This is a genomic window from Pedococcus sp. P3_C7, assembly GCF_056402615.1.
The window spans coordinates 140742-154429 of record NZ_JBFUHC010000003.1; the positions used below are offsets into that span (position 1 = coordinate 140742).

General features: G+C 69.2%; 13 protein-coding genes. 4 read left to right on the top strand and 9 right to left on the bottom strand.

The genetic code is table 11. The features are described from left to right. Positions 1–67: 67 nt before the first annotated feature. The 5 genes from ftsX to AC1DS4_RS04770 form a co-directional block, all read right to left on the bottom strand. Entirely contained in the window at positions 68–973 is a 906-nt protein-coding gene (gene ftsX / locus AC1DS4_RS04750; RefSeq protein ID WP_477615163.1) for a permease-like cell division protein FtsX, read from the bottom strand. A gap of 93 nt (positions 974–1066) precedes the next feature. Continuing rightward, a complete protein-coding gene (gene ftsE, locus AC1DS4_RS04755; protein ID WP_477615162.1) occupies positions 1067–1756 on the bottom strand; it encodes a cell division ATP-binding protein FtsE in 690 nt (229 codons plus the stop codon). Between the two features lie 150 nt (positions 1757–1906). Next, a complete protein-coding gene (gene prfB, locus AC1DS4_RS04760; protein WP_477615161.1) occupies positions 1907–3022 on the bottom strand; it encodes a peptide chain release factor 2 in 1116 nt (371 codons plus the stop codon). 124 nt (positions 3023–3146) lie between these two features. After that, positions 3147–4553, bottom strand: coding sequence for a GntP family permease (locus AC1DS4_RS04765; RefSeq protein ID WP_477615160.1), 1407 nt, complete (start codon positions 4551–4553; stop codon positions 3147–3149). Further along, a complete protein-coding gene (locus AC1DS4_RS04770; RefSeq protein WP_477615159.1) occupies positions 4550–5095 on the bottom strand; it encodes a gluconokinase in 546 nt (181 codons plus the stop codon). The genes AC1DS4_RS04765 and AC1DS4_RS04770 overlap by 4 nt, the downstream gene beginning before the upstream one ends. Before the next feature lie 149 nt (positions 5096–5244). On the opposite strand from AC1DS4_RS04770, the gene AC1DS4_RS04775 reads away from it, so the two are divergent. Continuing rightward, a complete protein-coding gene (locus AC1DS4_RS04775) occupies positions 5245–6048 on the top strand; it encodes a FadR/GntR family transcriptional regulator (protein WP_477624371.1) in 804 nt (267 codons plus the stop codon). Between the two features lie 15 nt (positions 6049–6063). On the opposite strand, the gene AC1DS4_RS04780 is transcribed toward AC1DS4_RS04775, so the two are convergent. Beyond that, positions 6064–7482 carry a tannase/feruloyl esterase family alpha/beta hydrolase gene (locus AC1DS4_RS04780; protein WP_477632568.1) on the bottom strand — a complete coding sequence of 473 codons (1419 nt, stop codon included), beginning with the start codon at positions 7480–7482 and terminating at the stop codon, positions 6064–6066. A 137-nt stretch (positions 7483–7619) separates the two neighbouring features. On the opposite strand from AC1DS4_RS04780, the gene AC1DS4_RS04785 reads away from it, so the two are divergent. Both AC1DS4_RS04785 and AC1DS4_RS04790 read left to right on the top strand, forming a co-directional pair. Next, positions 7620–7952, top strand: a complete 333-nt coding sequence (locus AC1DS4_RS04785; protein WP_477632567.1) for a PadR family transcriptional regulator — start codon at positions 7620–7622, stop codon at positions 7950–7952. Further along, entirely contained in the window at positions 7949–8386 is a 438-nt protein-coding gene (locus tag AC1DS4_RS04790) for a hypothetical protein (RefSeq protein ID WP_477632566.1), read from the top strand. Before AC1DS4_RS04785 ends, AC1DS4_RS04790 begins: the two co-directional genes overlap by 4 nt. 62 nt (positions 8387–8448) lie before the next feature. Here the strand turns inward: AC1DS4_RS04790 and AC1DS4_RS04795 are convergent, their stop codons facing one another. Then, entirely contained in the window at positions 8449–8913 is a 465-nt protein-coding gene (locus tag AC1DS4_RS04795) for a mycothiol transferase (RefSeq protein ID WP_477615154.1), read from the bottom strand. Further along, positions 8910–11060 carry an NAD-dependent DNA ligase LigA gene (gene ligA, locus AC1DS4_RS04800; protein WP_477632565.1) on the bottom strand — a complete coding sequence of 717 codons (2151 nt, stop codon included), beginning with the start codon at positions 11058–11060 and terminating at the stop codon, positions 8910–8912. The genes AC1DS4_RS04795 and ligA overlap by 4 nt, the downstream gene beginning before the upstream one ends. Before the next feature lie 137 nt (positions 11061–11197). Between ligA and AC1DS4_RS04805 the strand changes: the two genes are divergently transcribed. Continuing rightward, positions 11198–12700, top strand: a complete 1503-nt coding sequence (locus AC1DS4_RS04805) for a long-chain-fatty-acid--CoA ligase (RefSeq protein ID WP_477615152.1) — start codon at positions 11198–11200, stop codon at positions 12698–12700. A 9-nt stretch (positions 12701–12709) separates the two neighbouring features. On the opposite strand, the gene AC1DS4_RS04810 is transcribed toward AC1DS4_RS04805, so the two are convergent. Continuing rightward, positions 12710–13687: a DMT family transporter gene (locus tag AC1DS4_RS04810; protein WP_477615151.1), complete on the bottom strand. Its 978-nt coding sequence runs from the start codon at positions 13685–13687 to the stop codon at positions 12710–12712. Position 13688 lies beyond the last annotated feature (1 nt).

Here is a 13688-nt window from a genome sequence, read left to right on the forward strand (position 1 = left end):
GACTTGTCCGATCAGCCCACTGGGTGGCGGGGCCGATCGACGGGACCCGCCCGATGGCGGGTGGAGGTCAGACGCGCAGGTAGCGGCGCAGGGTGGCCCAGGACGTCAGGACCGACACCACGAGCATGAACCCGACCAGCCACGGGGCGACGAACCAGATGTCGGTCGTGCCCACCAGGGGCGCGTCCTGCAGCACGGCCGAGACCTTGGGCAGCAGCGAGTCGGCCGTCACCCAGAGTCCGACGATGGCCAGACCGGTGCCGGTGAGGGCCGCCAGCACGGTCTCCATGACGAACGGCAGCCGGATCGTGAAGTTCGAGGCGCCCACCAGCTTCATGATCCCGGTCTCGCGTCGTCTGCTGAAAGCCGCCTGTCGGATCGTCGTGGCCATCAGCAGGACCGAGCACAGCACCATCAGTCCGGCGAGGAAGAGCGACCCGATGGTCACGACATTCATCACGGTGAAGAGCTTGTCCAGCGTCTTCTGCTGGTCCTGCACGCGTCCCACCCCCGGCGCCCCCTCGAAGGCACTCACCACGACGTCGTACTTCTTGGGGTCGCTGAGCTGGACGCGGAAGTTCTCCGGGATGTCACCGACCTGCAGGTAGTCCGACAGCGGCGAGTTCCGGTACTGCTCCTTGAACCGGTCGAAGGCCTGCTGCTCGGACTCGTAGTAGACGTTCTTGACGAGTGGCTTCATCTCGTCGAGCTGGGACCGCAGCGAGTTCCGCTGCTCCTCGGTCACCGCCTTGCCGCCACAGTTGACGTCGAGCGAGTCCTTGCCGCACATGAAGATCGAGACCTGGATGCGGTCGTACCAGTAGCCCTTGAGGGTGTCGACCTGTCCCTGGGCGAGGAACCCGATGCCCATGAGGTAGACCGACACCATCGTCACCAACAGCACCGACACGGCGATGGAGAGGTTGCGGCGCAGGCCGATCGCGATCTCGCTGAGCATGAACTGCAGTCGCATGGGGGTGGGTCTCCAGTGCTTTCTGTTGTCGGGCGCTGCCGGGCGTGCCGTGCTGGCTGGGCGTCGGGGGCGGTGGGGCGTCGGGCGCGGTGGTCAGCTGCCGCTGCCGTAGACGCCCTTGTTCTCGTCGCGGATGATGTGGCCGTTCCTGAGCTCGACGACCCGCTTGCGCAGCTGGTCGACGATGTCGTCGTCGTGGGTGGCCATCACGATCGTGGTGCCGGTGCGGTTGATCCGGTCGAGCAGCCGGACGATGTCCAGGCTCGTGGTCGGGTCGAGGTTTCCCGTCGGCTCGTCGCACAGCAGGATCGGCGGCTTGTTGACGAACGCGCGCGCGATGGCGACGCGCTGCTGCTCACCACCGGACAGCTCGTGCGGCAGCCGCTTCTCCTTGCCCTCGAGCCCGACCATCTCGAGCGTCTCGGGGACGACCTGCTTGATGGCATGACCCGAGCGACCGAGCACCTGCAGCGCGAAGGCGACGTTCTGGTAGACGTTCTTGTTCGGCAGCAGCCGGAAGTCCTGGAAGACGGTCCCGATCTCGCGCCGCAGCCGGGGCACCTTCCGGTGGGGCAGGCTGCCGACATCCTGGCCCGCGACGAGCACGCTGCCCTGCGTGACGCCCTCTTCCTTGAGGACCAGGCGCAGCAGAGTGGACTTGCCGGACCCGGAGGCGCCGACCACGAAGACGAACTCGCCGCGCTCGATCTCGAGGTTGATGTCGCTGAGCGCCGGTCGGCTGGACCGGGCGTAGACCTTGCTGACGTTCTCGAAACGGATCATGCGCGTGAGGTGAGCCTTACGGGGGACGAATGGGACGGCATACGGGCAATGCGCGCGAACGCGCACGACCCACCCGAGGATAGGTCGCCCACCGTGGTATGCCGCGCAGCGCCACCTCCTCGGCGTTGCGCCTGCGCCCCCGCGAGCCGACTACTGAGCTAGCTTTTCCTGCTCCTTGCGCCACCGGACCCCGGCCTCGATGAAGCCGTCGATGTCGCCGTCGAAGACCGCGGAGGGGTTGCCGACCTCGAACTCGGTGCGCAGGTCCTTGACCATCTGGTAGGGCTGCAGGACGTACGAGCGCATCTGGTCGCCCCAGCTGGCCTTGACGTCGCCGGCCATCTCCTTGCGCTCGGCAGCCTCCTCGGCCTGGCGCTGGACGAGCAGGCGGGACTGCAGGACGCGCAGGGCGGCGGCGCGGTTCTGGATCTGGGACTTCTCGTTCTGCATGGAGACGACGATGCCTGTGGGGATGTGTGTCATGCGGACAGCGGAGTCGGTGGTGTTGACGCTCTGGCCTCCGGGGCCGCTGGAGCGGAAGACATCGACCTTGATCTCGTTCTCGGGGATCTCGATGGAGTCGGTCTGCTCGATGAGCGGGATGACCTCGACCGCGGCGAAGCTCGTCTGGCGCCGCCCCTGGTTGTCGAACGGGCTGATCCGCACGAGGCGGTGGGTGCCAGCCTCGACGGAGAGGTTGCCGAAGGCGTAGGGCACGTTGATCTCGAAGGTCGCGGACTTGAGCCCCGCCTCCTCGGCGTAGGACGTGTCCATGACCTGGGCCGGGTAGCCGTGGCGCTCGGCCCAGCGCAGGTACATGCGCATCAGCATCTCGGCGAAGTCGGCGGCGTCGACGCCACCCGCGCCGGCGCGGATCGTGATGACGGCCGCACGCTCGTCGTACTCCCCCGACAGCAGGGTGCGGACCTCGAGCTCGCCGACGGCCTTCTGCAGCGAGGCGAGCTCCTTCTCCGCCTCGAGCATCGTGGCGGCGTCCCCGCCGTCTTCGGTGCCCATCTCGACGAGCACCTCGAGGTCCTCGATGCGAGAGTCCATCTCGACGACGCGCTCGTACTCGGAGTTCGCGCGGGACAGCGCCGACGTGACCAGCTGCGCGGCCTCCGGGTCGTCCCAGAGGTCGGGTGCCGACGCCTTGGCCTCCAGCTCGGTGATCTGCTGCTGGACGGACGCCAGGTCGGTCACCTCGCGCACGGAGTCCATGGTGTTGCGGAGCTGCTTGATCTCTTGCTGGAAGTCGACGGCCACGAGACCCAACTCTAATGCCCCACGGCTGTGCGCCCCGACCGCCGCAGAACCCGACCACACCACGACGCAGGTATGCCGCGCGGCKGGGCCGCGCGGCATACCTGGGCTTCCTGCGGGGGGAGGGTCAGACGACCAGGCCGAGGAGGAGGACGAACACCAGGCCGGACACCGACAAGAGCGTCTCCATGAGCGACCAGGTCTTGATGGTCTGTCCGACCGAGAGGCCGAAGTACTCCTTGACCAGCCAGAAGCCTGCGTCGTTGACGTGCGAGAAGAACACCGATCCGGCGCCGATGGCGAGGACGAGAAGGGAGACCTCGGGGGCGCTCATACCAGCGGCCAAGGGCGCCAGGATGCCGGAGGCGGTGACCGTCGCGACGGTCGCGGAACCCGTGGCGAGCCTGATCATGACGGCGACCACCCAGGCGAGGAGGAGGATGCTCACGCCACTGCCCTGCACCCAGTCGGCGACGAGGCCGCCGATGCCGGTGTCGACGAGAGTCTGCTTGAAGCCACCACCAGCGGCGACGATGAGCAGGATGCCGGCGATGGGCGGAAGCGACTTCTCGAGCGAGGAGGAGAGCTCCTTGGTGCCCATGCCGGCGCCGCGGCCGAGGGTGAACATGCCGACGATGACGGCGATGAGCAGCGCGATGAGCGGCGTGCCGAGGAAGTCGAGCACGGTGCGGACCGGGTTGTCCTCGGCGGCGAAGATGTCGGCCAGGGCCTTGCCCATCATCAGGACGACGGGGGTGAGGACTGCGAGCAGGGTGACGGCGAAGGTCGGGCGCTGGAGCCTGGCCTCGCGCTCGTCGTCGGTCGCGAACAGCTCAGGTGCGGGGACGTCGACCCAGCGGCCTGCGAAGCGGGCGAACAGTGGACCGGCGATCGCGATGGTCGGCAGCGCCACGAGGACACCGAAGGCCAGGGTGATGCCGAGGTTGGCCTTGAGGGCGTCGATGGCGACGAGGGGTCCGGGGTGCGGAGGCACGAGGCCGTGCATGGCCGACAGGCCGGCAAGGGCAGGGATACCGACCTTGATGATGGACAGCCCCGAGCGGCGGGCGACCAGGAAGATCACCGGCATCAGCAGGACGAGGCCGATCTCGAAGAACATGGGCAGGCCGATCAGCGCGCCGACGCCGGCCATCGCCCACGGGAGGGTGCGCGAAGAGGATCGGCCGACGATGGTGTCGACGATCTCGTCGGCGCCACCCGAGTCGGCCAGCAGCTTGCCGAACATCGCCCCGAGGGCGATCAGGGTGCCGACCCCGGCCGCGGTCGACCCGAATCCCTTGGTGAAGCTGGCGATGGTGTCGGACATCGCCACGCCGGCCACGGCGCCGACGGTGAGTGACCCCAGGGTCAGTCCGAGGAACGGATGCAGCTTGAAGCGGGTGATCAGCAGGACGATGACGGCGATGCCGAGCAGCGCCGCGGGGATCAGCCGGGCGGCGGGGATGTCGGGCAGCGGCGCGGCATCAGCCGCGCTCAGGGCCGGCTGCAGCAAGGAGAGGAAGTCGGTGTTCACGGCTGGGTCACGCCTTTCGAAGCGAGGGAGCTGAGGATGGTCAGGGACTGGTTGACGAGGGTGTCGACGGGCTGGTCCACGTCGAGCGCGGCACCGATCTCGTCTGGCTGGAGCAGCTCGAGGGTCGCGAACTGCGAGTCGATGAGGGCGGCCGGCATGAAGTGCCCGGGACGCCCCGCCACGCGGGCGGCCAGCACGTCGCGGTCGCCGTGCAGGTGCAGGTACACGGCGTGCGGGCCGGCGAGGGTGAGGACGTCCCGGTAGTCGCGCTTGAGCGCGGAGCAGCTCGCGACGCCCCCAGTGGAGCCGTGGTCAACCAGCCAGGCGCTGATGGCCTGGAGCCACGGGCCGCGGTCTTCGTCGTCGAGCGGGATCCCCGCCGACATCTTGGCGATGTTGGCCTCGGGGTGGAAGTCGTCCGCGTCCGCGAACGGGACGCGCAGTCGCTGGGCGAGGGCCGCGCCGACGGTCGTCTTGCCTGACCCGGACACCCCCATCATCACGACAAGGGGCGGTGCGGGACGTTCCATCACTTCAGGCATGGGCTGACTCCTGTGTCGGCTCGGGCTCGTCGTCGAGTTCCTGGAGATCAGGGTGAAGCATAAGAACCGTTTTAACAAGAGTCTTGGTCAAATAAATATTATTTATATCTTGACCCGTGCGGACACGTCCTGTCTGGCAGGCTTGGGCCATGCCCGTCGACCCCACCACGCCTGACGACCCCTCGACCCGGCCCGGGACCCAAGGCGGGACCGAGGCTGGGACCGAAGGCGGGACCGAAGGCGGAAGCGACGTCGGGCTGCACGCCAGCGTGCTCGACAAGCTGGGTCAGGAGATCGTGTCGGGCACCGTGCCGGTCGGCAGCGTCGTGCGCATCGACCAGCTGGACGCGCGTTTCGGCGTCTCGCGCTCCGTCGTGCGCGAGGCGGTGCGCGTGCTGTCGTCGATGGGCCTGGTCGAGACGCGGCGCCGGCTCGGGGTACGGGTGCGTCCCCGGTCGCAGTGGAACGTCTTCGACCCGAGGGTGATCCGCTGGCGCCTCGCCGGGCCCGACCGGGAGGACCAGCTCGTGTCACTCGGCGAGCTGCGGCGTGGTTTCGAACCCGTGGCCGCCGAGCTCGCCGCCGACCGCGCCACCCCCGAGCAGTGCGGCGCGATGGCCGCGGCCGTGATGGAGATGACCGTGCACGCCAAGTCCGGGGACCTGGTGGCCTACCTGGGGGCCGACAAGGACTTCCACCGCACCATGCTCGAGGCGTCGGGCAACGAGATGCTCGCCGCCCTGGCGACCGTCGTCGACGAGGTGCTCTCCGGTCGGACCCACCACGACCTGATGCCACGCACCCCGAACCCCCTGGCCATCCGCCTGCACAGCGACGTGGCCCAGGCCATCGGCTCCGGAGACGGCAAGGCCGCCAGTGCCGCGATGGCCTCGATCATCGACGAGGCGAGCGCGGCCGTGCGCGGGGTCAAGGACGCCGGGCACGCCGACTGAGCCCCAGGCACCCCCTCAGAGCTCGCAGGAGTTCACGAGGTCACCCGAGGCCGGCCGGGCTCGCAATCCGTCCGCCGGCGGCTGCACCCCGCGCTCGACCCACGCCGTGAGGTCGTCGAACGCCGTGCGCGCGCACGGCAGGAGAGGCCGCAACCGGTCGGGGAACGCGGCATACAGACCGTCGGTGTGGGTGCCGTCGCCGACGCTGTAGTAGCGGTGCAGCGCCCCGGCACCAGCCTGGTCGACCAGTCGGTCGTAGACGTCGCCGTCAGTGGCGGGCGGCAGCAGCGTGTCAAGGGTGCCCTGCACCGTGACCATGGGCTTGCCAATGGCCCCGGTGAGCTGCACGGAGGCCACCGCGTCCTTCACCGACCGGGGCCGCGACGTGTAGTCGTAGTCGGCGTCGCAGTGCGGAGTTCCGCTGGCGCAGAAGGGAGTTCCTGCCTTGAGGTCACCGTCGTAGGTCGGGTCGAGCTCCTCGCGGTAGATGCGCTGCGTCAGGTCCCAGTAGACGGTCTCGTGGAACGGCCACAGGAACTCCGACCCCGGCACGAACCCCGCACCGATGATCGCGTCGTGGGCCGCCTGGTCGCCGGTCGCGGCATACAGCGGGTAGTTCTTCAGCGCGGTGGGCAGGTAGGTGAGCAGGTTCGGGCCCTCGGCGCGGAACAGCGTGCCTTCCCAGTCGAGCCCGCCGTCGTAGAGGTCGGGGCGGTTCTCGAGCTGCCACCGGGTGAGGTAGCCCCCGTTGGAGATCCCGAACATGTAGGTGCGTGCAGGCGCCTTGGCGTAGACCTGCTTCAGGACCCGCTTGGTGGCGACGGTCAGCTCGGTGACGCGCTCGTTCCACTCGGCGATGGAGCCGCCCGGCGCGGATCCGTCGTCGTAGAACGACGCACCCGTGTTGCCCTTGTCGGTCGAGGCGAAGGCGTACCCCTTGCTCAGCACCCAGTCGCCGATGATGAAGTCGTTGGCGTACTGGGCGCGGACGCCGGGTGCCCCGCTGACGATGAGGCCGCCGTTCCAGTTGTCGGGGATCCGGATGACGAACTGGCTGTCGTGCTTCCAGCCGTTGTTGGAGTTGGTGGTCGAGGTGTCAGGGAAGTACCCGTCGACCTGGAGGCCGGGCACACCCGTGGGGTTCTTCGTCCCGGCGGCGTTGAGGCCGGCCCAGTCATTGGGGTTGGTGTGGCCGCTGGCGAGAGTGCCGGCGGTGGTGAGGTCGTCGAGGCACGCGACCTCCTGCAGCTGCGCTCCCGGCACTGCGACCTTGTCCTGGCGTGCACAGTGCCCGCCCTGCGGCTTGTCGGCGGCGGCGGGAGCAGCCGCAGCGAGCGCTCCCCCGACGGCGAGAGCGACCGCGGCGGCCAGGGCTCCGCTGCGGCGACGTGACGTCAGTGTCAGGGGCGTGGTCAGGGGCAGGGTCAGGGGCATGTTGGTCATGCAACGCCCGGGGCGCGCGGCCCTCAATGTGGGTCCCCCACACAAACCCGGTGTGCCGCGTGTGCAGCGCCGAACACCGCCGGCTCACCTCCCTTGTACTCTACCTAGGGGCTAGGTAGAGTAAGACCATGACCCCACGTCCAGAGCCGCGCATGACGATCGCCACCCAGCTGGTGCTGGGTGCCCTGCTCGCCGACCCCGGTCGCGAGCTCTACGGCCTCGAGATCGGCGAACAGGCAGGGCTGCCGAGCGGGACCATCCACCCGATCCTGGCTCGTCTCGAGGGCATCGGCTGGGTGGAGTCGAGCTGGGAGGACATCGACCCACGAGTCGAGGGCAGGCCTCAGCGTCGCTACTACCGGCTCACCGCGACGGGCGCTGCCAGCGCTCGCGATGCCTTGTCGCGCGCATATCGCAGCCGTGCGACGCTGCGGACGAATCCACTGGGCGGAACGGCATGACGCCCGCACCCCTGCCCGCCAGGACGCACGGGGAGGCGCCACTGCGCTGGCCGTCTCGCATCGTGCGCCTCGCGACGCACGCTCTCCCGGCGGGCGCGGCGCGAGACCGCTACCGGCTGGAGTTCCTCGCAGAGCTCGCGGAGGTGCCCGGTCCACACCAAACCCGCCACGCCGCCCGCATCCTGACCCACTCCCTGGCGTTGCGCTCGGCCGTCCGAGGCACCCAGGTCGCTCCCCTGGAGGCCATCATGACCACACCGACCAAGCCGCTCCTCTGCCGGACGAATCTCCACCACCGCTGGGAGTGGGCCAACACCCTGGACGGTGAGCGTTACATCCGGTGCTCGCTCTGTCTCAAGGAGCGCGAGTCGGGGGCTGGCGGCAAGTGGACCGGGGGCATGAGCATGGGCGGCTTCAACGGCGGCGGAATGTGATCGCGAGCGGCTGACCCGGTCAGGTGCGGGCGCCACTGGACGTGCGTCGCGCCGGTCGATCCTCAGGGCTGGCGGTCGCGGGCACGGTCGGCGACCAGGACGTCGCGGGTGAGCTCGAGCTGACCACGGTGCTGGGCGAGCTCCTCGTAGACGTGCAGCAGCACCTCGCCCTGTGTGGCGTACCTGTCCCGCGGATCCGGGTTGGCAGGCGGCGCGCCCACGTCGCTGGCCGCCACCCACTCGGACAGGCTCCGACGCAGGCGATCGGTTTCAGCCGCGAGGTCGGTCACCGCCCCCGTCGCGGTGAACTCGCTCGGCCGATCACGCGGGACGACCTCACCGAGGTTGGTCGTGGATGCCCAGGCGGCACACATCCCGAGGCAGTGGGTGAGGATCGCGAACGGACTGTTGGCGTCGGGCAGGTCGGGCCGCCGGTTGGCCAGGTCGTCGCCGAGGTCGACGACGATGTCGCGCATGGCCACCAGCGCCTCGTCGCAGAACCTCAGGAAGGTGGCCTTGTCGATCACGGGTGGCCTGTCTCCAGGAGCCGGCGGAAGCCCGCCTCGTCGAGGATCGGCCGACCCAGCTCGCGGGCCTTGTCCTCCTTGGTCCCGGCGTTCTCCCCCACCACGACGTAGTCGGTCTTCTTCGACACCGACCCGGACGCCTTGCCGCCGCGAGACAGGATCGCCTCCTTGGCCGAGTCGCGCGAGAAGCCCTCGAGCGAACCGGTGACGACGATGGTCATCCCAGCGAGGGTCTGTTCCACCGACGCGTCGCGCTCGTCCGCCATGACCACTCCGTCAGCCTGCCACTGCCTCACGATCTGGTCGTGCCAGTCGACGGCGAACCAGGCTGCGACGGCGTCGGCGATGACCCCGCCCACACCCTCGACGCCCGCCAGCTCCTCGGGACGCTCCTTCGCCGCATCGCGAAGTGCGTCCATCGTGGCGAAGTGCTGAGCCAGCGCCCGCGCTGCCGTCGGCCCGACGTGGCGGATCGACAGGGCGACGATGACGCGCCAGAGGGGTTGCTGCTTGGCCTGCTCGAGGTTCTCGGAGAGTCGGATCCCGTTGGCGGACAGTACTTTTCCATCGACGACGGACTCCGGGGGGTCGGACTTCTTGGCCGCTCGGGTGAACAGCGGCACCGTCGCCAGTCGAGCGCGCCCCGCCTCACCGGCCAGCCCGAACAGGCCACTCTCGTCCTCGAGGACGCCCGACTCGAGGAGGGCGACGGAGCCCTCCCAGCCCAGCGCCTCGATGTCGAACGCACCACGACCGGCCAGTCCGGCGAGTCGCTCCCGCAGCTGCGACGGACAGGTGCGGGAGTTCGGGCAACGGATGTCCTTGTCTCCCTCCTTCTCCGGCGCCAGGGGGGTCCCGCAGGAGGGGCACTCGGTGGGCATGACGAACTCGCGTTCGGTGCCGTCGCGCAGGTCGACCACGGGCCCGAGGATCTCGGGGATCACGTCGCCTGCCTTGCGCAGCACCACGGTGTCGCCGATGAGCACGCCCTTGCGACGCACCTCGTCGGCGTTGTGCAGCGTGGCGCGCTCGACGGTCGAGCCCGCGACCACCACCGGCTCCATCACCCCGAACGGCGTCACCCGACCGGTGCGGCCGACGTTGACGAGGATGTCGAGGAGCTTGGTGTTGACCTCCTCGGGTGGGTACTTGAACGCGATCGCCCAGCGCGGCGCCCGCGAGGTGGACCCGAGCTGGCGCTGCAGCGAGATCTCGTCGACCTTGATGACGATGCCGTCCAGCTCGTGCTCGACGCTGTGTCGCTCGGCGCCGTACTGGTCGATGAACTGCTGGACTTCCTCGACCGATTCGAGGACGCGGTAGTGCGTCGAGATGGGCAGCCCCCACTCGCGGAACAGGTCGTAGGCCTGCGACTGCCGGGTCAGCTCGAAGCCCTCGCGCAGCCCGATGCCGTGCACGAGCATCCGCAGGCCACGGCTGGCCGTGACGCGAGGGTCCTTCTGCCGCAACGAACCGGCGGCAGTGTTGCGCGGGTTGGCGTAGGGCGCCTTGCCTGCCTCGACCAGGCTCGCGTTGAGGTCGCCGAACGCCTCGACCGGGAAGTAGACCTCGCCCCGGATCTCGACGCGCGCCGGGTGGTTGGAACCGGCGAGCTGGTGCGGGATGCCCTGGATGGTCTTGACGTTGTTGGTGACGTCCTCGCCCGTGCGCCCGTCGCCGCGGGTCAGGGCGCGCACGAGGCGGCCCTTCTCATAGAGGAGGTTGACGGCCAGGCCATCGATCTTCAGCTCGCACAGATAGTGGTATGCCGCGGACCCCGCATCGCGCGCCACCCTCGCCGCCCAGGCGGCGAGCTCCTCGGGCGAGAAGCAGTTGTCGAGGCTCAGCATGCGCTCGAGGTGGTCCACCGCGGTGAAGTCGGTCGAGAAGACGGCGCCGCCGACCTGCTGGGTCGGGCTCTCGGGGGTGCGCATCTCGGGGAACTCCTCCTCCAGCTCGTTGAGCCGGCGGATCAGCCGGTCGTAGTCACCGTCGCTGATCGTCGGCGCATCCCTGACGTGGTAGGCGAACTGGGCCGCAGTGGCCTGCTCGGCCAGCTCTGCCCACTCGTGGCGAGCCGCGTCCGTGGCTGGCTCCAGCGCAGACCCAGTGGCAGCTGTAGAGGCGTTCTCAGTCACGCTGCCCATCCTGCCGTACGCCTCCGACACCTGTGTCGCAGACGGGCGCGGGCCGTGGGACACGGCATACCGGAATCCGTAGCCAAAGGACGCGCTCTCGGCGAGGATGGCTGAAACCGGACCCCCACCGCCGAGGAGCCTGCGCCATGACCAATCTCGCCACCAACTTGGTGACCACCGCCCAGGAGCGGCCGGACCAGCCGGCCATCAAGTTCATGGGCAACGACATCAGCTACGCCCAGATCCACGGCATGGCTGCACAGGTGGCGGGGTCGCTGAAGGCAGCAGGCATCGAGCCCGGTGACCGCGTGGCGATCATCCTCCCCAACGTGCCGGCCTTCCCTGTCGTCTTCTTCGGCTCCCTGCTGGCCGGCGCGATCGTGGTGCCGATGAACCCCCTGCTCAAGTCCGGCGAGATCGACTTCTTCTTCACCAACTCCGGGGCCAAGGTCGCCTTCGTCTGGCCGGACTTCGTGGCGGAGGCCACCGAGGGAGCCAAGAACTCGGGCACCCGCATCATCACGTGCGGTCCCATGGGTCCCGTCGAGGGCGCCCTCGAGGGCGGTGACCCGATCGCCGAGCCGGTCGAGCGCGACGACGAGGACACCGCGATCGTGCTCTACACCTCGGGCACGACCGGTCGGCCCAAGGGCGCCGAGCTGACCCACAGGAACGTCCACCTGAACGCGCACCGCAGTGCCGTCGAGATCCAGGCGACCACGCCGGACGACGTGGTGATGGGCTGCCTGCCGCTGTTCCACGTGTTCGGGCTCGTCGTGGGCCTCAACGCCGCGGTCATCGCCGGCGCGGCGCTGGCGCTCATCCCCCGGTTCGACCCGGCCGAGGCGATCAAGGTGATCGGCAACGAGAAGGTCACCATCTTCATGGGCGTCCCCACGATGTATGCAGCGATCCTCAACCACCCCGACTCCGACGCCCTCGATGCGACGTCGCTGCGTACCTGCTGCTCGGGTGGGTCCGCCATGCCGCTGGAGGTCATGAAGGCGTTCGAGGAGAAGTTCGGCTGCATGATCCTGGAGGGCTACGGCCTGTCCGAGACCTCTCCGGTGGCGTCCTTCAACATGCCGACCATGGAGCGCAAGCCCGGCACCATCGGGGTCGCGATCCCCGGTTGCGAGATGAAGCTGATCGACCTCGAGGGCAACGACGTCGCAGCCGGCGAGGGCGTCGGCGAGATCGCGATCCGCGGCGACAACGTCATGAAGGGTTACTGGCAGAACCCCGAAGCCACCGCCGAGGCCATCCCCGACGGCTGGTTCCGCACCGGGGACCTGGCCACCGTGGACGACGAGGGCTACTACACGATCGTCGACCGCAAGAAGGACATGATCCTGCGCGGCGGCATGAACGTGTACCCGCGCGAGGTCGAGGAGGTGCTCTACACCCACCCCGACGTGCTCGAGGCCGCTGTGGTCGCGGTGCCGGACGAGCTGCTCGGCGAGGACGTGGGCGCTGCCGTCGCGCTGCGTCCCGGCGCCACCGCGACGCTGGAGGACGTGCAGGCCTTCGTCAAGGAGCGGATTGCCGCCTACAAGTACCCGCGGCACATCTGGGCCGTCCCCGAGCTGCCCAAGGGCCCCACCGGCAAGATCCTGCGGCGCGAGGTGCACAAGCCGGCCGACGTCTGAGGGACGAGGTCAGGCGTCCTTGCGACGCTTGGCGGGGAGGCCGATGACCACGGCTGAGACGAGCACGATGGCGGCGCCCAGCAGCTGCGGCCAGGCCAGGTGCTCACCCAGGACGACGACGCCCAGCAGCACCGACACGACCGGAATCAGGTAGGTGACGGTGGTGCTGACCGTGGCACCCGCGCCACGCACGACGTCGAACTGGAGCATGTAGGCGAGCCCGGTCCCGACGACGCCCAGCACGAGGACGCAGAGCAGCGGCAGCAGCACTCCCCCGGCATCGAGGTTGACGTGCCCGGCCCACGGGGCGGCGTACGCGTCGCGGTTGAACAGCCACCACACGAGAATGACCGGCACCATGAGCGCGGACCCCACCAGCAGCAACGCGGTCGGCATCGAGAGCCCACCCAGGTCTGCGCCCCCGAGGAAGCGCCGGTTGTAGGTCCAGCCCAGGCCGTAGGACGCGCCGGCGACGAGCGTCATGCCGAAGCCCAGCAGGTCGGGGCGGCCGGCGGACTCCCACGGCTGCATGATGACGATGACGCCGGCGAACCCGATGACGACGGCAGCCAGCTTGCGTGGGGACAGGCGGTCGCTCGGCAGCAGGGCCAGCGCGAAGAAGACGGCGGCCAACGGGGTGGTGGCGTTTCCGATCCCGGCCAGTGCAGAGGAGACGCGCACCTCACCGGCGGCGAACAGGCTGAAAGGCAGCGCCGTGAGGAAGACGCCCGACACGGCGAGATGGGCCCAGGTGCGGCGCGCGCGGGGCAGCCGGCCACGGGTGACGGCCAACAGCGCCAGCAGGGTCGCGGTGCCGGCGAAGATGCGTAGCCCCGAGATCTGCAGCGGGGCCATGGTCCGCAGCCCGACCTTCATCAACAGGAAGCTCGACCCCCAGATGAAGGCGAGCAGGACGTACTTGGCCTGCCAGGGCACCCGGGTCACCGGGGAGCTGGCGACGGTGGGGGTGGCGACACTGGTGCTCATT